At 55.7% G+C, this 23067-nt stretch carries 23 protein-coding genes; 8 read left to right on the top strand and 15 right to left on the bottom strand.

Annotated elements, in window-relative coordinates:
• Positions 1–105 precede the first annotated feature (105 nt).
• The 3 genes from ACXAIA_RS09110 to ACXAIA_RS09100 all read left to right on the top strand — a co-directional run bounded on the left by ACXAIA_RS09110 (position 106) and on the right by ACXAIA_RS09100 (position 2520).
• Positions 106–957 (top strand): alpha/beta hydrolase, encoded by an 852-nt coding sequence (locus ACXAIA_RS09110; protein ID WP_475349039.1) that lies wholly within the window; start codon positions 106–108, stop codon positions 955–957.
• Positions 958–1084: 127 nt separating this feature from the next.
• Positions 1085–2026 carry a bifunctional Delta(1)-pyrroline-2-carboxylate/Delta(1)-piperideine-2-carboxylate reductase gene (lhpI, locus tag ACXAIA_RS09105; RefSeq protein ID WP_475349038.1) on the top strand — a complete coding sequence of 314 codons (942 nt, stop codon included), beginning with the start codon at positions 1085–1087 and terminating at the stop codon, positions 2024–2026.
• Positions 2023–2520 carry a thioesterase family protein gene (locus ACXAIA_RS09100; RefSeq protein WP_475349037.1) on the top strand — a complete coding sequence of 166 codons (498 nt, stop codon included), beginning with the start codon at positions 2023–2025 and terminating at the stop codon, positions 2518–2520. Before lhpI ends, ACXAIA_RS09100 begins: the two co-directional genes overlap by 4 nt.
• Positions 2521–2579: 59 nt before the next feature.
• Here the strand turns inward: ACXAIA_RS09100 and ACXAIA_RS09095 are convergent, their stop codons facing one another.
• Positions 2580–3089 carry a GNAT family N-acetyltransferase gene (locus tag ACXAIA_RS09095; RefSeq protein WP_475349036.1) on the bottom strand — a complete coding sequence of 170 codons (510 nt, stop codon included), beginning with the start codon at positions 3087–3089 and terminating at the stop codon, positions 2580–2582.
• A gap of 102 nt (positions 3090–3191) precedes the next feature.
• On the opposite strand from ACXAIA_RS09095, the gene ACXAIA_RS09090 reads away from it, so the two are divergent.
• Positions 3192–4424 (top strand): bifunctional alpha/beta hydrolase/OsmC family protein, encoded by a 1233-nt coding sequence (locus ACXAIA_RS09090; RefSeq protein ID WP_475349035.1) that lies wholly within the window; start codon positions 3192–3194, stop codon positions 4422–4424.
• Positions 4425–4501: 77 nt separating this feature from the next.
• Here ACXAIA_RS09090 and ACXAIA_RS09085 read toward each other — a convergent pair whose 3' ends face one another.
• The 10 genes from ACXAIA_RS09085 to ACXAIA_RS09040 all read right to left on the bottom strand — a co-directional run bounded on the left by ACXAIA_RS09085 (position 4502) and on the right by ACXAIA_RS09040 (position 14993).
• Positions 4502–4849: a RidA family protein gene (locus tag ACXAIA_RS09085; protein ID WP_475349034.1), complete on the bottom strand. Its 348-nt coding sequence runs from the start codon at positions 4847–4849 to the stop codon at positions 4502–4504.
• A gap of 47 nt (positions 4850–4896) precedes the next feature.
• A complete protein-coding gene (locus ACXAIA_RS09080) occupies positions 4897–6183 on the bottom strand; it encodes a M20 family metallopeptidase (protein ID WP_475349033.1) in 1287 nt (428 codons plus the stop codon).
• Positions 6184–6215: 32 nt separating this feature from the next.
• Entirely contained in the window at positions 6216–7361 is a 1146-nt protein-coding gene (locus ACXAIA_RS09075) for an NAD(P)/FAD-dependent oxidoreductase (RefSeq protein WP_475349032.1), read from the bottom strand.
• 11 nt (positions 7362–7372) lie between these two features.
• The gene (locus tag ACXAIA_RS09070; protein WP_475349031.1) at positions 7373–8416 is read right to left on the bottom strand and encodes a histone deacetylase family protein; all 1044 of its coding nucleotides are present in this window, start codon (positions 8414–8416) and stop codon (positions 7373–7375) included.
• Positions 8417–8484: 68 nt separating this feature from the next.
• Entirely contained in the window at positions 8485–9414 is a 930-nt protein-coding gene (gene kce, locus ACXAIA_RS09065) for a 3,5-dioxohexanoate:acetyl-CoA acetone transferase (protein ID WP_475349030.1), read from the bottom strand.
• Positions 9411–10787: an aminotransferase family protein gene (locus tag ACXAIA_RS09060; RefSeq protein WP_475349029.1), complete on the bottom strand. Its 1377-nt coding sequence runs from the start codon at positions 10785–10787 to the stop codon at positions 9411–9413. Before ACXAIA_RS09060 ends, kce begins: the two co-directional genes overlap by 4 nt.
• A 37-nt stretch (positions 10788–10824) precedes the next feature.
• Complete coding sequence (locus tag ACXAIA_RS09055; protein WP_475349028.1) at positions 10825–11922, bottom strand: ABC transporter ATP-binding protein; 1098 nt, start codon at positions 11920–11922, stop codon at positions 10825–10827.
• A 105-nt stretch (positions 11923–12027) separates the two neighbouring features.
• Positions 12028–13182 carry an extracellular solute-binding protein gene (locus tag ACXAIA_RS09050; RefSeq protein ID WP_475349027.1) on the bottom strand — a complete coding sequence of 385 codons (1155 nt, stop codon included), beginning with the start codon at positions 13180–13182 and terminating at the stop codon, positions 12028–12030.
• Between the two features lie 125 nt (positions 13183–13307).
• Positions 13308–14111: an ABC transporter permease gene (locus ACXAIA_RS09045; RefSeq protein WP_475349026.1), complete on the bottom strand. Its 804-nt coding sequence runs from the start codon at positions 14109–14111 to the stop codon at positions 13308–13310.
• Between the two features lie 9 nt (positions 14112–14120).
• Positions 14121–14993 (bottom strand): ABC transporter permease, encoded by an 873-nt coding sequence (locus tag ACXAIA_RS09040; RefSeq protein ID WP_475349025.1) that lies wholly within the window; start codon positions 14991–14993, stop codon positions 14121–14123.
• A 171-nt stretch (positions 14994–15164) separates the two neighbouring features.
• Between ACXAIA_RS09040 and ACXAIA_RS09035 the strand changes: the two genes are divergently transcribed.
• Positions 15165–16109: a LysR family transcriptional regulator gene (locus ACXAIA_RS09035; RefSeq protein ID WP_475349024.1), complete on the top strand. Its 945-nt coding sequence runs from the start codon at positions 15165–15167 to the stop codon at positions 16107–16109.
• Positions 16110–16197: 88 nt separating this feature from the next.
• The gene (gene moaD / locus ACXAIA_RS09030) at positions 16198–16449 is read left to right on the top strand and encodes a molybdopterin converting factor subunit 1 (protein ID WP_475349023.1); all 252 of its coding nucleotides are present in this window, start codon (positions 16198–16200) and stop codon (positions 16447–16449) included.
• Positions 16450–16455: 6 nt separating this feature from the next.
• Here the strand turns inward: moaD and ACXAIA_RS09025 are convergent, their stop codons facing one another.
• The 4 genes from ACXAIA_RS09025 to ACXAIA_RS09010 all read right to left on the bottom strand — a co-directional run bounded on the left by ACXAIA_RS09025 (position 16456) and on the right by ACXAIA_RS09010 (position 20527).
• Positions 16456–17301, bottom strand: a complete 846-nt coding sequence (locus ACXAIA_RS09025) for a hypothetical protein (RefSeq protein ID WP_475349022.1) — start codon at positions 17299–17301, stop codon at positions 16456–16458.
• Between the two features lie 117 nt (positions 17302–17418).
• Positions 17419–18615, bottom strand: coding sequence for a choline ABC transporter ATP-binding protein (gene choV / locus ACXAIA_RS09020; RefSeq protein ID WP_475349021.1), 1197 nt, complete (start codon positions 18613–18615; stop codon positions 17419–17421).
• 2 nt (positions 18616–18617) lie between these two features.
• Complete coding sequence (gene choW, locus ACXAIA_RS09015) at positions 18618–19466, bottom strand: choline ABC transporter permease subunit (protein ID WP_475349020.1); 849 nt, start codon at positions 19464–19466, stop codon at positions 18618–18620.
• A 101-nt stretch (positions 19467–19567) separates the two neighbouring features.
• Positions 19568–20527 carry a choline ABC transporter substrate-binding protein gene (locus ACXAIA_RS09010; RefSeq protein ID WP_475349019.1) on the bottom strand — a complete coding sequence of 320 codons (960 nt, stop codon included), beginning with the start codon at positions 20525–20527 and terminating at the stop codon, positions 19568–19570.
• A 377-nt stretch (positions 20528–20904) separates the two neighbouring features.
• Between ACXAIA_RS09010 and betI the strand changes: the two genes are divergently transcribed.
• Both betI and betB read left to right on the top strand, forming a co-directional pair.
• Positions 20905–21495, top strand: coding sequence for a choline-binding transcriptional repressor BetI (gene betI / locus ACXAIA_RS09005; protein WP_475345787.1), 591 nt, complete (start codon positions 20905–20907; stop codon positions 21493–21495).
• Between the two features lie 65 nt (positions 21496–21560).
• Positions 21561–23018, top strand: coding sequence for a betaine-aldehyde dehydrogenase (gene betB / locus ACXAIA_RS09000; protein ID WP_475349018.1), 1458 nt, complete (start codon positions 21561–21563; stop codon positions 23016–23018).
• Positions 23019–23067 lie beyond the last annotated feature (49 nt).

The following is a 23067-nucleotide window of genomic DNA, read 5'->3' as shown; positions in this document are numbered from 1 at the left end:
ATACGTTGAAAAACAGTGCAAACGTTTGAAGTGATTGCAAACCGGAGAAAACTGAAGAAAGATCATTGGGAACAATTGATCTGAACCCTGATATCCGAGGTGTTGATGGCTTGGGGCGGTTTCACTGCAGCAGAGCTTGAATGGCAATATAATCCGCGCGAAACCGTGCCGGACTTCATGACCCATTTTGAACGGTTCGTGAAACTGTCCGACGAGACGAGAAGCCAGCTTGGTGGCAAGATTGATGTGCGTTATGGCGAGGGACCCAAGGAAACCATGGATGTCTTCCTGGCATCCGATCCGGGGGCCCCTGTGCATGTGTTTTTCCATGGCGGCTATTGGCGCAGTCAGGACAAAAAGGACTATGCCTTTGTCGCACGTGATCTGGTGGCGGCTGGCTTTACAGTCATCTGCCCGAATTATGATCTGTGTCCCGATGTGACGGTGGCTGAGATTACCGAAGAAGCGGTGCGCGCCATCGCCTATATCTATCAGCATGTCGAGGAATTTAACGGCGACCGTGACCGGATTTCGATTTCGGGACATTCCGCCGGTGGGCAGATTGTCGCACGCCTTGCCACCCATGACTGGTCAGAAACGCTTGGCGACGAAATGCCGTTTGAGGCGATCGTGCCGATTTCCGGTGTGTTCGATCTTGAACCTGTGCGCCATACAACGCTGAACGAAGATATCCGTCTTGATGAAGCATCGGCAGCGGACAATTCACCGATGCTTGATGCCGTGCCGTTGGATGCCCGCCTGATGGTGGTGGTGGGTGGCAATGAAAGCCCGGAATTCGTGCGTCAAAGCGATGCTTATGGTGCCTATTGCGGCAGTGCCGGGCTTAAGGTTTCGGTCTATAAGGCGTGGGGTGCGAACCACTTTACCGTGCTTGAGGAACTGTTTCTGGGCACTGGGTCGCTGTTTGGTACGCTGAAACGGTTTTTGCTGCCGTAAATCGCGCTGATTTCCCTTCAAAACAGCATAAAAAACTACTGGTCTTCCTGTGACGCGCGGGCTGCGACGTGGTATAAAATACGCCTGCTACCGCACTGAAATGAAAAACAGTTCTACAGGAAGGCTCATGCGTTTCATTACTGCCGACGATATCGAAAAATTTGTCTCGCCCCGCGATCTGGTCGAAGCCCTTCGCGACGGGTTTGAACAAGGCTGCGAAGCACCATTGCGCAGTCATTTCAACATGGAACGCAGCAATGAGGATGACGCAACCTTCCTGATCATGCCAGCCTGGCAAAAGGATGGCGCGGCAGGTGTAAAAATCGCCGCTGTTGTGCCGGGTAACTCGGCGCGCAATCTGCCGGCGGTTTCCGGAACCTATGTGTTGCTGGATGCCGTGACCGGGCAGCCGTCCGCTGTCATTGATGGCACCAAACTGACCACACGGCGCACGGCCGCTGCGTCCGCGCTGGCCTGTGATTATCTGGCGCGCAAGGATGCCAGTGACATGGTGATGGTCGGATCCGGCGCGATGGCGCCGCAATTGATCAAGGCCCATGCATCGGTCCGCCCGATCAAAAACGTCACCATCTGGAACCGCAACGCCGACAAGGCATCCAAACTCGCCACCGAGATTTCCGAACTTGGTTTCAATGCCAAGGGCACGGACGATCTGGAGGGCGCATGTAAATCCGCCGATTTGATTTCGTGCGCGACCCTTTCGACCGAACCGCTGGTGCGTGGCGATTGGCTGCGCGAAGGTACCCATGTTGATCTGGTGGGCGCGTTCAAGCCGACCATGCGGGAAACCGATGATGCGGTCATGGCCAAATGCCGCATCTATGTCGATAGTTTCGAGGGGGCCAGTGCCGAAGGCGGTGACGTGGTTCAGGCGATTGATAGCGGCGCCATTGCCAAATCCGACATCATTGGCGATCTGTTTGGTCTGACGCGCGGGCAGGTCAAGGGCCGCGAAACGGACGGCGAATGCACCGTGTTCAAATCGGTTGGCCATTCGCTGGAAGATTTCGTTGCAGCCGTCGCGGTGGTAAAGGCCGTCGAAAAATGATCAGCACCGATCTGTTTGCGCCCGAACCACTTGAAGCTTTTCGCGGGCATATCAAACCCGAATGGATTGATTTCAATGGCCATATGAATGTCGGCTATTACGTGGTGGCATTTGATCTGGGATCGATGGCGTTTCTGGATGCGGTGGGGATGGGATATACCTATCCCGAACGGCGCGGCGGATCGACCTTCGGGCTTGAAATGCATGTGACCTATGATCGCGAAATTCATGAACGTGATCCCTATGTGATCCATACCCAGGTTCTTGATTGCGACCAGAAGCGCATTCACATGTATCACGAAATGCGTCATGGCGCTGAGGGCTGGCTGGCCGCGACCAATGAAATCATCACCATGCATATCAATATGCAGGAACGGCGATCGGCCTCGTTCCCTGATGACATCATGGAAACGCTCAACAAGATCAAGGAAGCCCACGCGGATTTGCCAACTCCGTCCGGGGTCGGGCGCAAGATCGGCATTCGGCGCAATTAGAAATTCAAAACCCCGCATCATCAGACTGCGGGGTTTTGTTTTGCGGGTGCCATGTGCCTTTACGGCCGGGTTGCCCTATAAAGCCTGCACATTTCGCCGGTTTGATTGACATCCTGATCACGCAGATAGGTCAGGCCAAGCTTTTCGAGCATGCGCACAGAAGCAACATTGTCCGGCAGGCAATAGCCATAAATCGTCTCGAACCCGTAAGCGTTCCAGCCATGATCAATCAGCGCGGAACAGACTTCATAGGCATAGCCTTTGCCCTGATGGGCCTCGGCCACGGCGTAGCCAATATCCGGGGCATCCAGTGTCTCGCGCTTTACAAAGCCAATCAGGCCAATCGGGCTTTGGGTTTGTTTTTCCAGCGCAACACACATCCCGAAGCCGAGCTTGTCATAAATCTCGCGAAAACGTTGATCGATGTAGTTGCGCGCGGCCTCGAGATCATGAACATCACGATCACCGATAAACCGAAGCCAGCCCGGTTCATTCAGCAATCGAAGAATGAACGGCGCATCATCATGATTTGCTTCTCGCAAAATTGTGCGTTCGGTTTGAACAATCATCACTGAACTGTCCGTGTTACTGTGCGACCCTGTATGCGATCCTATCGGCAGTGATTTGAAATAGCAGTATGATTTTACCCCGCAAAGGTCAGGAGGATTAAGATGCCCGGAAAACCGATTAAGCTGACATTTGAAGGGGCGCATGGTGCCGAACTGGCCGCACGGCTTGATCTGCCGACCGGGCCGGTCAAGGCCTATGCCCTGTTTGCGCATTGCTTCACCTGTACCAAGGATCTGATCGCGGCCCGCAAAATTGCCGAGGCGCTGACAGTCGAAGGCATCGGCGTGCTGCGCTTTGATTTCACCGGTTTGGGCGGCTCGGGCGGCGATTTTGCTTCGACCAACTTCACCTCAAACCTTGATGATCTCGAACGCGCGGCCGACTTCCTGCGCGAAGAATTCGAAGCCCCTAAACTTCTGATCGGGCATTCCCTGGGCGGTGCGGCGGTGCTGGCCGTGGCGGACCGCATCAAGGAGGCAGCCGCAGTCGCAACGATTGGCGCGCCATCGGATGTCGCGCATGTCACGCATAACTTTGCCGATCATCTTGATGATATCCACGAAAAGGGTGAGGCAGAAGTGTGTCTTGGCGGTCGACCGTTCGTGATCCGAAAGCAGTTTGTTGATGACCTTGGTGGTTATGATTTGTCTTCGCAGGTGGCGAAGATGAAAAAGGCGCTTCTGGTCATGCATGCGCCGCTTGATCAGACGGTCGGGATTGAAAATGCCGGCAAGATTTTTGATGCCGCCAAGCACCCCAAAAGCTTTGTCTCGCTTGATCAGGCCGATCATTTGCTGCGCGATCCCGATGATGCGCAGTACGCCGCGTCCGTGATTGCCGCATGGGCAAAACGCTATCTGCCCGATGCCAAGGAAAGTACACCGGAGGTCAGCGAAGGTGTCATCGTGCGTGAAACCGGTTTGGGCAAGTTCCAGTCAATGGTGCTGGCGGGCGCACATCGTCTGCTGGCGGATGAACCGGAAAAGGTCGGCGGGCTGGATAGCGGGCCATCGCCCTATGATTATCTGTCGACCGCCCTTGGCAGTTGCACGGTGATGACGATCCGGATGTATGCCGACCATAAGGGGATCGATGTTGATTCTATCCGGGCCGAAGTCCTGCATCAGAAAGTTCACGCCGATGATTGCGCGGAATGTGGTGAGCAGCATACGGCAAAAGGCGGCAAGATTGATCGGTTCGAGCGCATCATTCGGTTTACCGGTGATCTGGATGACGCTACCCGGAAACGTTTGGTCGAGATTGCCGATAAATGCCCGGTGCACAGAACGCTAGAAGCCACATCGCTGATCGTCACCCGAGAGGACCGGGAATAGTTTCAGATTGCCCTACAAATGAAAAACGCCTGACCGGTTTCCCGTGTCAGGCGTTTTTTCTGATGTGTCAAAGCGACTTACGGCTTGGCCGCGATCACGATGAATTCAACCAGGTAATCCGGGGTGGCAAGCTTTGCTTCGCCGCACGCGCGACCCGGGGTGTGACCCTGCGGGACCCATGCATCCCAAACTGCGTTCATCGCAGCAAAGTCTTTCATGTCGGCAAGCCAGATGGTGGTCGACAGGATGTTTTCCTTGTTTGAGCCACATTCAGCCAGAAGGGTATCAACCTTTTCAAGGCATTCCTTGGTCTGGTTGGTGATGTCGCTGTCGGGGTTACCAACCTGACCGGCCAGATAGATGGTGTTGCCGTGGACAACGGCCTGGCTCATGCGCGGGCCGGTGTGAAGACGCTGAATGCTCATGAAGTTCTCCTTCGGATTCAATTGGATAATTTATTTAATAATGACGATTAGCTAGCATGCTTTTGCACGCCACACCAGTCGGCAATGAACAGGGCAAGCACCTCGGTGACTTCCATCATCGAGGCAATCGAAACCCGTTCATCAATCCCGTGAATGCGTTCGGCCTTGGGACCATAACAGGTGGCCGGGATGTTGCCATAGATCTGGAAGAAGCGCGCATCGGTCGTCGCGGTCGAGGCAAGGTTTTTGATCTCATTGCCCGTCACTTCCTGATGAATGTCGCCGATCATGGACATCATCGGATGATTAATATCCATCTCGCATCCCTCGGCCTGGAAACCGCGATAGGTGATCTCGATCTTGGCCCCTTTGCAGGCCGGGTGGTTTTCAAGCGCGCTTTTTTTGACGGCCTCGATGGTTTCACGGACCTTTTCAAGTTCCATGCCCGGATAGAAACCAACACGGATATCCGCCGTGCAAACTGGCGGTACGGTGGATGCCCATTCGCCGCCTTCAATCTTGCCCAGATTGAAGTTCACCGGATGGACATGCGCACCAAACGCGCCGTGGCGATGGGTCGGATGGTTCCAGATTTCCTCGACTTCCTTCAGGGTTTCAAAGAACCCAAAGGCGGACTCAATGGCATTGCTGCCCGCCGAGGTATCAAGAACATGCGCCGGGCTGCCCGATACATGGATCTGGAACCACATGACACCAAGTTGGGCGGTCATCAGGGTCTGGTTAAACGGTTCGGGAATGATAGCGCAGTCGGCCTTGTACCCGGCATGCAGGCAGGCCAGCGCTCCGTTGCCGGTACATTCTTCCTCGATCACCGATTGCAGGGTAACCGGGGCGGCCGGTTCAAGCCCGATATCGTGCAGCGCCTGAATTGCCTGGCAATAGGCGATGATACCGGCCTTCATATCACCCGCACCACGGCCGTAAATCCAGTCATCCTCGACATGCGGGGTGAAAGGCCCATGGCGCCATTGTTCGGCGGGGCCGGTCGGGACAACATCCATATGACCATTGAGGATCAGGCTGCGGCCCGTCGGGTTTTGCGGACGGTGCAGGCCAATAACGTTTTCACGCCCGTCATAACCGTCAATCACCGGCGGGGAAAAGCCCGGCTGATCGCGTAAGGCATCGATATCAATCTTGACCCGTTCGACATCGAGGCCCATGGCAGCAAACTTGTCGGAAATCCAACCTTGTGCAGATGCTTCGTTACCAAGCAGGCTTTCATGGCGCACCAGCGCGGACAAATCATCAATCGCACTTTGGGTGCGCTTTGATACAGCTTCACGCAAGGCTGCACGATCAAACTGGCTCATTGGTCTTTCTCCTGATCGGTCGATGCCGACGCTTATTTGCCGCTGACAAGGGTGGGGCGGGTGGCGGACAGGGCATCTGTTGTAATGCCAAGTTTTTCCATCTGCGGCGGGACACCGTTTCCGGTGATGATACTTGCGGCATATTCGCCCATTGCCGGGGCGGTCTGAATGCCGTAACCGCCTTGGCCCGCCAGCCAATAGAAACTGTCATCTGCCGGATCAAAGCTTGATACCGGATCCCCATCGGCAAAGAAGCTGCGCAATCCGGCCCAGCTTTCACCGGGGCGGCGCACCTCGATGCTGGTCGCCGTCATCAGGCGATCAATGGTAATCGCGATATCAAGTTCTTCGGGCTGCACGTCATGCGGTTCGGTCGGCGTTGTGTCGGCCGGTGACACCAGCAAACGACCAGCGTCTTCCTTGAAATAAAGCGTTTCATCAAGGCTTGCGACCAGCGGCCAGCCATGCGGTTTCACGTCTGCCGGCACATCGACCATCACTGCCGTACGGCGTTTTGGCACAATGCCAAGCGGTTTGATGCCGGCCTTGGTGGCAATGTCGTCAGCCCAGGCCCCCGCAGCATTGACGACGATATCAGCGCTGTAAATATCACCCTTCGCCAGTGTGACCTGCCATTTGCTGTTTGATTTGTTCACCTCGCTGACATAGGCCTTGGTGATGACCGTACCGCCAAGTGCTTTGAACTGGCGAATAAAGCCCCAGTGAAGCGCATGCACATCAATGTCCATGGCATCCGGCTCATGGGCCGCCTTGGCGACCCGGTCGGTATGGATAACCGGAATGATTTCCTTAAGCTCAGCTGGCGTCAGTTCAACAAAGTTCGCACCGTTCGCCCGGCCTTCGGTCAGAATGGCATCCAATTGGGCTTCTTCGCCCGGTGCTGCGGTCATGATAATGCCGCGCGGGGTCAGGATCGGGTTTTCGCTAAACCCGTCCGGGGGCGTGATGAAGAAGGCCCGGCTGGCGGTTGACATCTTGCGGATGATTTTCGGGCCATAGGTCTCGCTATAAAGGGCCGCAGACCGACCGGTGCTATGATAGCCCGGCTGGTCTTCACGTTCGAGAACGGTGACGGATTTACCCGCCTTGGCCAAAAAGAATGCTGCTGACATTCCGGCGATGCCGCCGCCGATAATCAGGATGTCTGAATGGGTCATGTGGGGCCTTCTTAAATCGTGTTGGTCTTGGTGGTAGCGCCAAAGCCGCTGATAAATTGATAAAGGTTTTCTGCAAGAGTTTCACTAACATAACCACCTTCCTGCACGAGAACCGTCGGGCAGGAAAGGGTGCCGATTTTTTCGCCGATCCGGGCAAAACCATCGGGGCTGACTGTCAGTCCGCCAAACGGATCATCGCGTGATGCATCAAGGCCAAGCGCAATGACAACCGCGTGCGCACCGAAATCATCAATCTTGGTCATCGACCGATCAAGCGCATCGAGGAACACATCATCACCGCTGCCAAGCGGCAGGGGTTGATTATGGTTAAAACCAAGTCCGTCCTTTTCGCCGCATTCTTCGGCATGCCCCCAATAGAATGGATAGAAATCCATGGGGTCGGCATGGATCGACAGGGTCATGACGTCTGAGCGGTCATAGAATATATGCTGGGTGCCGTTGCCATGGTGCAGATCGACATCAAGGATCGCCACACGATCATACTTGGTGCGCAGCTCCTGGGCGGCAATCGCACTGTTATTCAGATAACAAAAGCCGCCTGCGATATTGCTACTCGCATGGTGCCCGGGCGGACGGCACAGGGCATAGGCCGTGTTGGCACCCTGATCACGAACATGACGGACGGCGGCAATCGCGGTTTGCGCGCTGGCATAGGCCGAATGCCATGTGGTGGTTGAGACCGGGCAGGACGTATCGCCAAGGTGAAAGCCAGCCTTCCCAGCAGGGTGACGCGGGTAGGGGCCATTGCGATCAAACGGGTGGATGTTTGGAATGACCTGCTCGGCCCCGCCGACATCCTGCCATTCATCATGAATGGTCTGCAGGAAGTTCAGATATTGCGCATCGTGAATGGCGGCAATCGGGGCCAGTCCAGCGTCATCGGGGGCATGAAGATCAAGACCCAGACGCGCGACCGCACGGTGCAGAATTTCCGCACGTTCCGGGACTTCGGGGATCGGCTTTTTCTCGCCCGCGACAATGAAGGTCTTGCCGTGATGGCGAAGCTGATCGTCTGAGAAATAGGCATGCATCATCGTTGCCGCCTTTCACATCATGTGGTCAAACGGTTGTGGCGTCGTCGTTCGGTTGTCTGATCCCGTTCCTAAAAGGCGACTTTGTCGCCGCCTTTCAGGCCGAGAATTGCGCGCGCTTCGTCCGGGGTGGCGATTTCAAGCGACAACCCGTCAAGCACTTCGCGGATTTTGCGCACTTGCGATGCGTTGTCCGGCGCGAGTTCGCCCTTTTTGATATAAAGGTTGTCCTCAAGCCCGACCCGCACATTGCCGCCCATGGCGGCCGACATGCTGCCAAGCGGCATCTGATGGCGTCCCGCACCCAGAACAGAAAACTGGTACTGATCGCCAAACAGCTTGTCTGCAGTGCGTTTCAGATGGGCCAGGTTGTCGGGATCGGCCCCGATGCCGCCCAGAATGCCCAACACGAACTGAATGAAGATCGGCCCCTTGATCAGGCCGCGATCAACAAAATGCGCCAGGGTATAAAGATGGCCAACGTCATAGCATTCGAACTCGAACCGGGTGCCATTGGCTTCACCCAGATCGGCCAGAATGGTTTCGATGTCTGAAAACGTATTCTTGAAAACAAAGTCACGGCTGCTTTCAAGGAATTCCGGTTCCCAGTCATGTTTCCATTCGGTACGTCCGCCAAGCGCCGGGAACAGGCCGAAATTCATCGTACCCATATTAAGCGACGCCATTTCCGGTGCGGCTTCGCGCGCAGCCCGGATACGGTCACGCACATTCATGTTCATGCCGCCACCGGTGGAAATGTTGATCACTGCATTGGTCGCTGCCTTGATCTTTGGCAGGAACTGCATGAATACATCCGGATCCGGGCTTGGAAAACCGGTTTCGGGATCACGTGCATGCAGATGCAGGATCGATGCGCCTGCATTGGCGGCATCAATCGCCTGCTGGGCGATTTCATCGGGGGTCACCGGCAGGTTCGGGCTCATGGACGGCGTATGAACCGATCCTGTAACCGCACAGGTGATGATGACTTTGCGGCTCATGCGAAGGCTCCTGCGATCACGAGTTCGTCTTGTAGTTCCGTCAGTGCCTTGCGCAGCGGCACCAGAATATCGTCAAACTGCTCCTTGGTGATGATCATCGGCGGGCAGATCATGACATGATCACCGCGATAACCGCCACGTGTGCGGCGCCAGTAAATGATCAGCCCCATGTCATAGGCGATATCCACCAGGCGGGCTGCTGCCATATGCTTGGGCTCAAGCGGTTCCATGCTGTTGCGGTCCTTGACCAGTTCCATGGCCAGCAACAATCCCTTGCCGCGGACATCACCGATCATCGGGAAGTCTTCGGCAAGCTTGGTCAATTCATCCTTGAGTGCCGCACCATTGGTCGCGGCATTTTCAAGCAGATTGTCCTCGTCAATCACATCAAGGACGGCATTGCCGGCAGCACACGCCAACGGGTTCCCGGCATAGGTATAGCCGTGAATGAACCCGCCATTATCGAGAACCGGACCAACGATACGATCAGGCGCAATCATCGCACCGAGCGGTGCATAACCCGCAGCCAGACCTTTGGACACCGCCAGGATATCGGGCGTGATGCCCCAATGTTCTGCAGCGAAATATTTGCCGGTACGACCGGCACCGGTCATGACCTCGTCATAGATCAGAAGAATGCCGTACTGATCGCAAATCTCGCGGATGCGGCCATAGTAGCTGTCCGGGGCAACGAGTGCACCGGTCGCAGCCCCGCCAACCGGTTCCATGATGAAACCAAGAACGGTTTCCGGACCCTGTTTGATGATTTCGGCTTCAAGCATATTGGCATATTTGATGCCGCGCTCATGATCGCTCAGATCATCGCGATCCAGATAACATGTCGGGGCCGGAATTTTCGGCTGATCAACCATCATCGGCGCGAATGGCGCATGCATCGGCGTATAGCCGGTGACGGCCAGCGCGCCCAGTGTGGCGCCATGGTAGCTTGGAAAACGTGAAATGACTTTCGTGCGCTGTGGCTCGCCATTGGCAAGTGCGTACTGGCGGGCAAGCTTGATGCAGCTTTCAACCGCCTCGGACCCGCCCGAAACAAAGAACACGCGTTCAAGATCGCCCGGTGCACGTTCTGCAAGACGGATGGCCAGATCTTCGGCCGCGTCATTTTCGAAATGCAGGCGATAGGCGAAGCTTGCCTTTTCAAGCTGCTTCATCATGGCGGCAACAACGCGCGGGTCGCTGTGGCCGATATTGCTGACCATGGCACCGCTCGACGCATCGATATAGCGTTTGCCGTCCACATCCCACATATAGACGCCTTCTGATCGGTCGATCAGCGGGCGGCGGGACCGGCTTTGATAAAACAGACGGGACTCCCGGTTATGTCCGACAGAGCTTTTGGGGGCATGCGTCATTTCTGGTGGCTCTCCTGAACCGGCTGCAAAGGGACGATCAGTCCTGATGGCCGGGTAACAACACACAATTACGGGCGGCGATATGCATGAATATATCCGCCCCTTCCTGATGGGGGTGGGTATCAATCGGATTGATGACCTGCCAGTCGCGGCCATTGGCCTCGACAAAGTAACGGGCCTGTTGGCCCAGATAGTCAACTGTTTTGACCTTGCCGGGAATGGCAATCACACCATCGGTGGCGCCGTTCTGTTCGGAAAGATCAATTTTTTCGGCCCGGATCACGGCCCGAACGTCTTTCGATCCTTTGGCCTTTACGGTCTGCTCGTCAGTGGTCAGCAATGTTTCACCACTTTCAAGCGCGACCTTGGTAAAGGCGGCATCCGGGCTGCCAAGGTTGGCAGCAATGATATTGGAATGTCCAAGGAAATCCGCAACAAAGGCCGATGCCGGATTGTTGTAAACTTCTTCGGGTGCGCCTTCCTGTTCGACAAAGCCGTTATTCATGACAACCAGCTTGTCAGACATGGCAAGGGCTTCGGACTGGTCATGGGTGACAAAGACCGTGGCAACACCAAGTTCGCGCTGAATGCGTTTAAGCTCCACACGCATTTCTTCGCGCAGATTGGCATCAAGGGCCGAAAGCGGTTCATCAAGCAGCAAGACGTCGGGTTCAATCACAATCGCACGCGCCAGCGCAATGCGCTGCTGCTGGCCACCGGAAAGCTGATTGGGGTAACGGTCTGCGACATGGGGCAACTGAACAAGATAAAGTGCCTTGTTGACCTTGTCTGCAATGTCGGCCTTGGAAACCTTGCGGTATTTCAGGCCAAAGGCGATGTTGTCAAAAATCGTCTTGTGCGGGAACAGGGCATAGTTCTGAAACACAAGGCCCAGATTACGCTTGTGGATCGGCAGGCTGTTGACCCGTTTGCCGCGGATCATCAGATCGCCTTCGGTAATGTCGGTCAGACCCGCAATCATGCGCAGCGTTGTCGTCTTGCCACAGCCCGACGGGCCAAGGAAAGTCACAAAGCTGTTGTCGGGAACGGTCAAATCGATGCGTTTCACTGCGGTGAATTCACCATACCGTTTGACGACATTTTGCAGTTCAACGGCGTTGTTTGTGTCTGCCATTGTTAAAGTCCCTGTCTGAATGGGGCCGCACCTGACGACTGGCGGCTAAGGTGTTCTGGCCCAACGCGTTGGGCCAGAACACAGTTTCCGATATGCAGGCGGGGCTTAGTAGCCGCGCTGCACACGAGAGAAGGTTTTCGACCATTCACCTTCGTTTTCGTTCCAATACGCCGGATCGAAGAAGCTGAGCGAGGACAGCGTACCGGTCGGGTCAAATGCCGGCAGGGTCGGGATGATTTCACCCAGATCGATCTTCTGCGGATCAAGGGCCGGCGGATAGCTCTGACCTTCGGCGACGGCGATCGCCACTTCCGGTTCCAGCATGAAGTTCAGAAGCTCTTCACAGGCGGCCATCGGGCTGCCACGCAGCACGAACAGGCATTCCTGCCAGCCAAGACCACCAGCCGGATCAAGATAGCCAATGTCATGGCCCTGATCCTGCAGCGCCTTGATGCGGCCAGACCAGCCTTCGGTGACATAGATTTCTTCTTCGGCCAGAAGGCTCATCAGTTCCGCGCCCGAGGACCAGTATTTCAGTGCCAGGTCACGGTGTGCACGGATCATGTCCCAAACCGCATCGATGTCCTTGATGTTGTTCGGATCCTGATCGGACTGAAGCGCGCCGTACCAGATACGGGTTTTCCATTCGCCCCAGCCGCCGATTTTGCCTTTATAGGCTTCATCGACCATCAGCTTCGCACCCTTGGCCTTGGCTTCGGCGTCGCTGATATATTTGCGGTTATAGGCAATGCCGGTGGTGCCATAGTCATACGGAACCGCCGAAATCGTACCGCCGGTGATCTTGCGCAGCGGCTCGACCAGGGTCGGGATCACATTTGCAAGGTTCGGGATATTGGCTTCGTTCAGTTCCGAAGTCAGCTCCAGGCCGTGATAACGCGCATAGTCAAACACGCCCGAAAGATGGGCGAGGTTGAATTCACCCGGCTGGCTGGCTTTGACACGCGCGATATATTCATCCGCACCACCAAAGGTGCCCGAAACCACATCAATGCCGGTTTTCGCGGTGTAGGGCGCAAAGGCATGTTTCTCGAATGCTTCGGAAACAACGCCGCCCCAGCCGTCAAAACGGACCTGTTCCGGGGTTGCTGCCATCGCCTTGCGGGCCAGCATGCCCATCGGGCCGCCGGTGATGCCGGCAGTAACACCGGCTGCACCCAGTGCGGTCAGGAAAGTACGACGGCTGATGTCGCCGTCGCGGAAACGGGTAAGTAGGCGTTCATAACGTTTGGTATCGTCCATTTAAGGCCTCCTGATAAAACGATATATCCGTTGATCGGTCTTGTTCTTGGTCGTTGAATTTGTCGTGTTGTTTTTGTTCTTGGCGGTGACCCGCGTTTTGCAAAAATCTTCGTTGTTTGCTCTGTCTATTTTGATGCCCCGGCCTTGCGCATCGCCATGACGCGCGCAATCGATGCCGCAACCAGCGGCAGGGCAATGGTGAAGATCACCATCACAGCACCAAGGGCGTTGATTTCCGGGCTGATGGAGTTGCGCAGCATGGCAAAGATCTGCGTCGGGACGGTTTCAACACCGCCCGGCTTCCAGAACAGGGTGCCGGTGATGTCATCAAATGAAATCGTAAAGGCAAACAGCATCCCGGCCATGACGGCAGGCAACATCAGCGGCAAGGTCACTTCAAAGAAGGTCTGCACCGGGGTTGCGCCAAGGCTCATGGCGGCTTCTTCGACATCGCGGCGGATGGAGACAAGCCGCGCCTGAACCACCAGCACCACAAAGGGCAGGGTAAAGACCACATGGCCCATCAAAAGAAGCCCGAAGCTTTTGGGCATGGACAGGAACTGCAAAAACAGCAGGAGTGCCACGGCCAGAACGACTTCCGGGATCAGGATTGGGGCAACCAAAAGGGTTGAAATAGTCCGTTTTCCCGGGAAATCGTATCTGACCATGGCAAGTGCTGCGAGGGTCCCAAGCGTCGTGGAAATGGCTGCTGTGAGCACGCCAAGCAACAGCGACGTCTTGAAAGCCCGCACAATGGCATCATTGTTCCAAAGCGCTTCAAACCAGCGGAAGGAAAAACCTTCGATCGGGAAGCTGCCGAACTGATTGGCGTTAAAGGCCAACAGGATGACAACCGCCACCGGCGCAAACAGGAACAGATAAACAAGGATCGTGGCAATTCGGATTGCTGACCAACCGGACATCATCATATCTCTCCCTTATTTGAAGCTCTTGGCGATCTGATCGATGCCGAGATAGCGGGTGTAGATGACGACCAGTGCCCCCAGAAGGGCCAGCAGGACGAGCGAAAGCGCGGAGCCAAGCGGCCAGTTGAGCTGTGTCACGATGGCTTCAAACACAAGGTTGGCGAACATGGCATCACGCGGCCCGCCGAGAACGATCGGGGTGATATAGGTGCCCGCAGCCAGCACAAAGCACAGCAAAGATCCGGCTGCCAGCCCCGGGAGCGATAGCGGTAGAGTGACTTCGCGGAAGGCCTGAAAACCCGTGCAGCCAAGGCTTTGGGCCGCTTCGGTCAGGTTCTTGTCGATGCCATCCAGGCTGACATAGACGTTCAGGATCATGAAAGGCAGCAGATAATGCACAAGGCCCAGAACCACGGTCTGCTGGTTATAAAGCATCTGGATCGGGTCATCGATGATGCCCATCGATAACAAAATCGTATTCAGTGCGCCGGATGTGCCCAGAATGTTGATCCACGACATGGTGCGGATGATGTAGCTGATCCAGAAGGGCAGCATCAGCAACAGCAACAAAAACGCCTTCGACTTCATGCGTGTATTGGCAACAAAATAGGCCGGGATATAGCCGACAAGCGCGCAAATAACCGTGGTGTAAAAGGCGATCAGAATGGTCTGGAACAGGATGTCACGATAAAAACGATCACCCAGCACTTCAATCCAGTTATCCAGATAAAAGCCGACCTGATCCGCGCCGGTCGACGTACGCAACCAGAATGAATAAACGACAATGAACAGCATTGGCACGATCAGCAGCAGGCTGATGGTTGCCAGTGATGGTGATAGCAGTAACCACGGAGTCCTGCGGGCTCCGGCGATATCTGCGGCCATTTGTGCCTCCCGTTATTGTCTGCGGTCAATGCCGCACCCGGTTATTTGGCCGTGAAGAATATGTTGGAGCTATTCCAACCCAGACTTGCATATAGCGCAAATAGATAAGTAGAATAGAACTCATAGCCGATAACTATGCGTTTGATCGCTACATGCAAAAAGGCCCGCAAGATGAACGAGTTAATGCGTCGCCAGTTCGACTGGAATTTGCTCCATACCTTCACCGTTATTGTCGAGGAACGCTCGATTACCGGGGCGGCCAACCGGCTGTTGTTGCGCCAGCCCAGTGTCAGCAACGCGCTGAAACGGCTTGAAGATCAGATTGGCGCGCGCCTGATTGACCGTGAACGTGGCCGGTTCGAAGTCACCGAGCAGGGATTGGCGCTTTATCATGAATGTCGTGAAATCTGCGGTGCGATCCGCCGTCTGTCGGACGTGATGTCAGACAGCGGCAATCAGCTGACCGGGCATTTGCACATGTGGCTGGCCAGTCACGTCGTCTTTCCGCCGCTTGATGATGCGCTTTTTGAATTCAATCGTGCCCATCCGGAAGTGACCTATGAAATCGATGTCGCGACCTCGGTCAATGTGGTTGATCAGGTGCTTTCACAGCAGGCCAGTTTTGGCATTTGTCTCGTCAAAGAACGCCATCCGAGACTGGAATATCGCCGGCTTTATCGCGAACATTTCGGCTTCTTTTGTGGCCCGACCCATCATCTGTTTGGCAAAAAGGATCTGACACTGGCCGATTTGCGCAGCGAGGCCTTTGTGTCCTTCGCAACCGACCAGCTAAGCGATGCACTGGCCCCGGTAGCAGTTCTGCGCGCGCAGGAAGGCATGAAGGGCAAGGTCGTCGCGGTCAGTCCGCACCTTGAAGAAGTCCGGCGTCTGATCAATGCCGGGCTGGGCATCGGGCCACTGCCGATTCACGTTGTGCAAAGTGCAACCGAACGGGGTCAGCTTTGGCGCCTGCCGCCCTATATCGAGCCGCCGGCGATTGATATTTACCTTGTGACCAACCCGCGCATGTCGCTCAGCCGGGCCGAACGGTTCTTTATCGAAAACCTGACCGCACGCCTTGATGCGGCCCCGAGTGGTTATTTTGTTTATCCATAGTTGCCCCAATCACGTCATTGGGACTTGCCAGCGGGCAGGGTCTTGCGCAAGCATGCGGGCAAATTGAAGTTTGCTGTCAGGACAAGAAATGAAGCTGATCTATTTTTCGTGGGTCAAGGACCGCATCGGCTTTGCCGAGGAAGATATTGATCTTCCCGAAACCATCTCGAACGTTGCCGATCTTCTGGCATGGCTGCCTGGACGCGGCGAAAACTTCGCCAACGCCCTGGCGGATCCGGCGATCATTCGCGTCGCCGTTGATCAGGAATACGCCACCCCCGAAACCGACCTCACCAAGGCCACCGAAATCGCCCTGTTTCCGCCGGTCACGGGTGGATGATTCCGGTCAAGTGACCTGATCGTCGCCTGATGATGGGCTGCTGGTCGTTGAGCTTGCGTCTGCACCGCTCGCAGGTGCCACACTGTCATCGCCACTTGCCGGTGGCAGGGTCAGGGGCGGTGGATCATCCGGCGATGGTAGTGGACCTGGATGGGGCGACGGTGGTGGATCGCCTGCCGAGGGTGCCACTGCTGCGGGCCAGCCTTGGGCATGCTGCAAATAAGTCAGATGCCCGTCATGCAATTCCGTAACATAGATCTCCGTCAGGATCGGATGATCACCCCAGACCTCGTCTGATCGGGTGTTGACCGGGTTCACGCCCGCATCGCGCTGGGTATATTGCCATGCCGGATTTTCCGGGGCGGCGATATTGTTGCAAAGCCCCAGCGACCAGTGTTCCCAGCTATACCAGTGATCCGATGCCATGACGATTTTGTAGTTGGTCGGGGCAACGGCCGGGGTCAGACCATTGACGATGATGCACAGCTTGGCAAAGGCCAGACGACAGGCCCGTTCGGCATTTTCATCAAGCTCAATGATCGCGCGGTTGAAATTCTCGGCAATGACGGCGGCCTGATTGTTCGCCGCGGCATTGGCATGAAATGCCACATGGACCCAATCGGCAAACCCGTCACGAAGCCCGGTCATGATGCCCGCCGCATTGCGGGCAATGGCACGGTCAAAAATCTCGGCCGGTTCGGCATTGCCATGGGCACTGGGGCCGCCACACAATGCCCATCCCCAGCACGCCGCATCAGGGTAGGGATCTACAAAATCCGCATCCAGCTCGACACCCGCGCCAAGCTCAGCAGATGCCAGGCCCCGTAATTGCAAATCGGTTAGTTGCGCCATCGTTACCTCTCATCACACGCTGTTTACAGAAGGACGCAAACAAGGGGCGTTTGTGAGACAAAAAAGGCGACCTCAATAAAGGCCGCCTTTCTATCGATGAGTTTTATTCGCCGATGATCAATCCGCCACAGAGGACGTCTGGGTCAGACTGTCAAAGAACTCCTTGCGGCCCAGTGTGCCCGATACCTTACCATCGCGGGTCAGGATGACCGGGTTCTGGGTGATAGAGCGCATATCAATCAGATCCTTCAGCAGCACATCATCCCGTGCGACAAAGACAATCGAGTTGTCGGTCGCATCCAGTTCGCTGGGCAGGGTACCATCATAATTGATCAGCTTGAGCTCGCCGCGTTCGCCATTATTGGCAGATCGTACAACGCCGTCCTGCAAGGTCACGCGGATGGTGGCATCTTCAAGCATCAGCTCACCAACGCCGGCTTTCTGATCACGACTGATGCGATGCATGATCGCACGACCGCGCAGGATATTGACCGGGTTCATATGGGCAACAAAGTCGGCCACATAATCATTTGCCGGGCGCAGGGCGATGTCTTCGGGCGTGCCATGCTGCACGACATAACCGCCTTCCATGATGGCAATCGAATTGCCAAGTTTCATGGCTTCATCAAGGTCATGGCTGACAAACAGGATGGTCTTGTTGAGCTTTTCCTGAAGATCAAGCAACTCGTCCTGCAGACGGTTACGGATCAGCGGATCGAGGGCCGAGAACGGCTCATCCATCAGAAGGATCGGCGCATCGGTGGCAAAGGCGCGGGCAAGGCCGACACGCTGTTGCATGCCGCCCGACAGTTCGTGGGCATATTTGGTCGCCCATTGATCGAGCCCGACAAGGGCAAGCTTTTCGCGCACGATATCATGGCGTTCCGCAGGCCCCATGCCACCCAGTTCAAGACCAAAGCCGACATTGTCTTCAACCGTGCGCCACGGGAACAGGCCAAATTGCTGGAAGACCATGGCGACACTTTTGCGCCGAAGATTGCGCAACGTTGTGGAATCACAGCTGGTGACATCGACCATGTCTTCACCGGCCCGAACGCGAAGCGATCCGCGCGATACCGCATTGAGCCCGTTCACACAGCGCAGAAGCGATGATTTGCCCGATCCCGAAAGCCCCATCAGGACGCAAATTTCGCCTTCAGGGACGTCAAAGCTGACATCGGCAACACCAAGTACATTGTTGGTGGCTGCCGCAATCTCTTCGCGGGTTTTGCCTTCGTCGAGCAGCTTAAGGGATTCTGCCTGACGATTGCCAAAGATCACGTCGATATTATCGAATTCAACAGCATTGCTCATGATCACTGCCCCGAAGTTTCGTTGTTGTCACGACGGCAGATGCGATCAAGCACGATGGCAAGGATCACAATCGCAAGACCGGCTTCAAACCCTTGCGCGACATTCACGGTATTCAGCGCGCGCACAACCGGCTTGCCCAGACCATCCGCACCGACAAGGGCGGCAATCACCACCATGGAGAGCGACAGCATGATACATTGCGTCAGCCCCGCCATGATCGATGGCATGGCCGATGGCAACTCCACCTTGAACAGCAACTGGCGCGGCGTACAGCCAAAGCTTTCCCCGGCTTCCAGAAGCGCCTTGGGGGTATTGGAAATCCCAAGATGGGTCAGGCGGATCGGAGCCGCGATGGCAAAGATCACGGTCGAAATAAGACCGGGTACAACACCAAGCCCGAACAGGATCAGGGTCGGGATCAGATAGACGAATGTCGGGATCGTCTGCATCAGATCAAGAACCGGCCGCATTGCCTGATACAGCCACGGGCGGTGGGCGGATGCCACGCCAAGCGGCACACCGATCAACATGCAAAACAGCGTCGCATAAAGGACGAGTGCCAGCGTTTCCATGGTTTCTTCCCAGTAGCCAAGATTGACCACCAGCAACAGCGACAGGACCGTAAAGGCCGTCAGCTTCCATGATTTGTGTAACACAGTGGCAAGTACCCCGAAGACCGCAATGATCAGAAGAGCCGGCAGCCATACCAGAAAATCGATGGTGTTTTCGATAATGAATTCAAGAACATCCGAGACGGTATAGAACACGAAATCGGCATGTTCGTTCAGCGCATCCATCAGGGACGATATCCACTGTCCCAGCGGAATCTTCGTTTCCGTGAGCCATTCCATGCGAAAATATCCGTTCAATGAGAATTAAGAAAAATACAACCGATGCGCCCGCGTTGGCCAGTATTCGGCTTTGGGCGCATCGGTAAAATCAAGCCTGTGGCTTAAAGGCCAAGGTCGCCTTTAAGGGCGGCTTCTGCGTCACCACCGTCAAAGGTGGTCACACCGTCAAGCCATGCATAGGCAGCTTCCGGATTGGCTTTCAGCCATGCGGTTGCGGCTTCGGCCGGATCGGTTCCTTCGTTCAGGATTGCATCCATGATTTCGTTTTCCATGGCGAGGCTGAATTCAAGGTTGGTGACGAATTTACCCGCATTCGGGCAGTCGTCGGTGTAACCTGCACGCAGGTTGGTGTGAACGGTGGCACCGCCAAAGTTCGGGCCAAATACGTCATCGCCACCATCAAGATAGGCCATATCGTATTTTGCGTTCATCGGGTGCGGTTCCCAACCGAGGAAGACGATGAACTGATCGCGCGAGGATTTGCGCTTTACCTCGGCCAGCATGCCCTGTTCGGAGGACTCAACGAGTTCAAACTCGCCAAGACCGAACTGGTCGCTATCGATCATGTCCTGAATCAGGCGGTTGCCGTCATTGCCCGGCTCGATGCCATAGATTTCGCCGTCGAGTTCGTCATGGAACTTGGCGATATCGGCGAAGTCTTTCAGACCCGCGTCAAAGGCATTCTGGGTGACAGCCAGGGTGTATTTCGCACCTTCAAGGTTTGCACCGGTGGAAACAACCGTGCCTGCATCGAGATAGGGCTGAATGTCAGCTGCCATGGTCGGCATCCAGTTGCCCAGGAAGACGTCGACGTCGCCATTGGCAAGGCTGGTATAGGTAACCGGAACCGACAGAAGTTCGGTTTCAGCGGTATAGCCCAGCGCTTCGAGGATAACCGATGCAGTTGCCGTGGTTGCCGTGATGTCGGTCCAGCCAACATCAGAGAAGGTCACGGTTTTGCAGGCATCGCTATCGGCGGCTTTGGCACCCGCAGCACCCAGAAGGGTGGTTGCAATAATGGTGCTGCCAAGAAGGCGGCCGAACGTGGAAAGATTGGTCATGCTTCTGGTTCTCCCTTGTATAAACCTAATGTTACTGACGCCCAGATGAGGTCGGCCGTCAGAAGACTCTCGGTTCCGGAGGCCAGACGAACATCAACGCAACAAACATGTCGCCAACACTCGCCCAGAGCCATCAGTCACGTTCCCCCGAACGCAATTGATGGGCCGGAATAATCACAAAAACAGCCGAATGGCCGCGCAGCAAAGGTTCAAACCCCCGAGAAACGCGCCGCCCAAATCGGCGTGTTTTTATTGATTGATTGTTCAATTAAATTACAGCATATTCTGGTTACGTCAATTGCGAAGGATTAAAAACTGCGTTTTATCCCGATGAAGCGGTTCTAAACCCCTCGCAACGCAGAGGATTGGATGACTTAATGCCCAAGGTTGGTATGCAGCCTGTTCGCCGCAGGCAGTTGATCGACGCGACGATTGAAACCATTCACCAGCACGGATTCGCCGATACGACAATCGCCCGTATCGCGAAGGCTGCCGGGATGTCGTCGGGTATTATTTCGCATTATTTTGGCGGCAAGAACGCGTTGCTCGAAGCAACTATGCGATCCCTGATGCAGGATTTGCGCAAGGACTATCTGGTGCGTCTGGCAACCGCCAAAACGCCGATAGACCGTCTTGAAGCCATCATCAACACCAACTTCAATGAAGAACAGTTCACCCCGCAGGTCACCGTGGCGTGGCTGTCCTTCTGGGCGCAGGTGCCGTTCTCCGAAGCCTTGAGCCGACTGAACACGATCTATTTTCAGCGCCTTGCTTCGAACCTGCGTCATGAGCTGCGCCAATTGACGACCGAAGAATGCGCCGATGACATTTCAGCCGTAATCGCCGCCATGGTGGACGGAATCTGGGTGCGCACCGGCCTGTCACACGGCAAATCGGATATCGCCGGGGCGCGCAAAATGGTGCTGGGCACCGTGCGCATGTATCTGGCGAATTCGCCAAGCCGTTAAATGCAATCGAACCATAGAAACGTTCAAGGCTGCCGACCAAACGTGCAGCCAGCAGGAGTTTTAAGATGAGCCTTTATCAAATCCAGAATTTCATCAACGGCAAGAAAACCCAAGGGTCGGGCGCGGAAATGGTTACGCTGAACCCCGCGACCAATACGATTTTGGCCAAGGGTAATGAAAGCACTTCTGCTGATGTCGATGCCGCGGTCAAGGCGGCGCGTGCCGGGTTTGAAATCTGGAAAAACACCCCGGCTGCTGAACGGGCCCGTGTGTTGTTCAAGGCCGCCCAAATCCTGCGTGATCGTAATGATGAACTGGCCCTGGTTGAAACCCGTGATACCGGCCGTGCCATTCAGGAAACTGAAATCGTTGATGTGGTTTCCGGTGTTGAATGCCTTGAATATTTCGCCGGTGTTGCCGGAAGCCTTGCGGGCGAACATATCGATCTTGCCGGGAACTTCGCCTATACCCGCCGCGAAGCGGTTGGCGTCTGTGGCGCGATTGGCGCATGGAACTACCCAATCCAGATCGCCTGCTGGAAGGCCGCACCGGCACTGGCATGTGGCAACGCGGTTGTTTACAAACCGTCCGAAACGACCCCGCTTTCCGCGATTGCCGTGGCCGAGGCCCTTCAGGAAGCCGGTCTTCCCGATGGTGTTTACAACGTTGTGCAGGGCGCACGTGAAAGCGGTGCTGCGTTGGTTGAACATCCGGGCGTTGACAAGATTTCGCTCACTGGTTCGGCTGCGACCGGTGCCAAGGTGGCATCCGTTGCTGCGGGCGGCATGAAGGCCGTCACCATGGAGCTCGGCGGCAAATCGCCGATGATCGTGTTTGAAGATGCCGATCTCGATAATGCTGTTTCCGGCGCGCAGATGGCTAACTTCTATTCGTCAGGTCAGATTTGCTCGAACGGGACGCGGGTGTTCGTTCATGAAAGCGTTGCCGATGCCTTCATTGAAAAGCTGATCGCGCGGTCCAAGGATCTGGTGCTTGGCGATCCGGAAAAACCTGAAACCCAGGTTGGTCCGATCGTAACCAAGGCGCAGTATGAACAGGTCATGTCCTATATCGAAAAGGGCAAGGCCGAGGGTGCGAAATGCGTTCTCGGTGGTCATGCCGTGTCTGAGGGCATGCCAGAAGGTGGCCTTTTTGTTGCCCCGACCGTCTTTACCGGTTGCTCTGACGACATGACCATTGTCCGCGAGGAAATCTTTGGTCCGGTGATGTCGGTCCTGACCTTTAGCGACGAAGACGAGGCGATCAAACGTGCCAATGACACCCAATACGGTCTGGCAGCGGGTGTATTCACCAAGGATTTGTCGCGCGGCCATCGCGTCGTTGCCCGTCTTGAGGCCGGCACCTGCTGGATCAACACCTATAACATTACCCCGATCGAGATGCCGTTTGGCGGCGTGAAGAAATCGGGCGTTGGCCGCGAAAACGGCCGTGCGGCGATTGAATATTATACCCGCATCAAATCCGTTTATGTCGAAACCGGCGATGTCGAGGCCCCTTACTAAGGGGCCTCGAGCCCGGGGCCTGGCCCTGGATCAACCAATGTCGCCAAAC

This window comes from Thalassospira sp. ABL2_045 (genome assembly GCF_056161285.1).
This window is presented reverse-complemented; position numbering and strand designations above follow the sequence as displayed.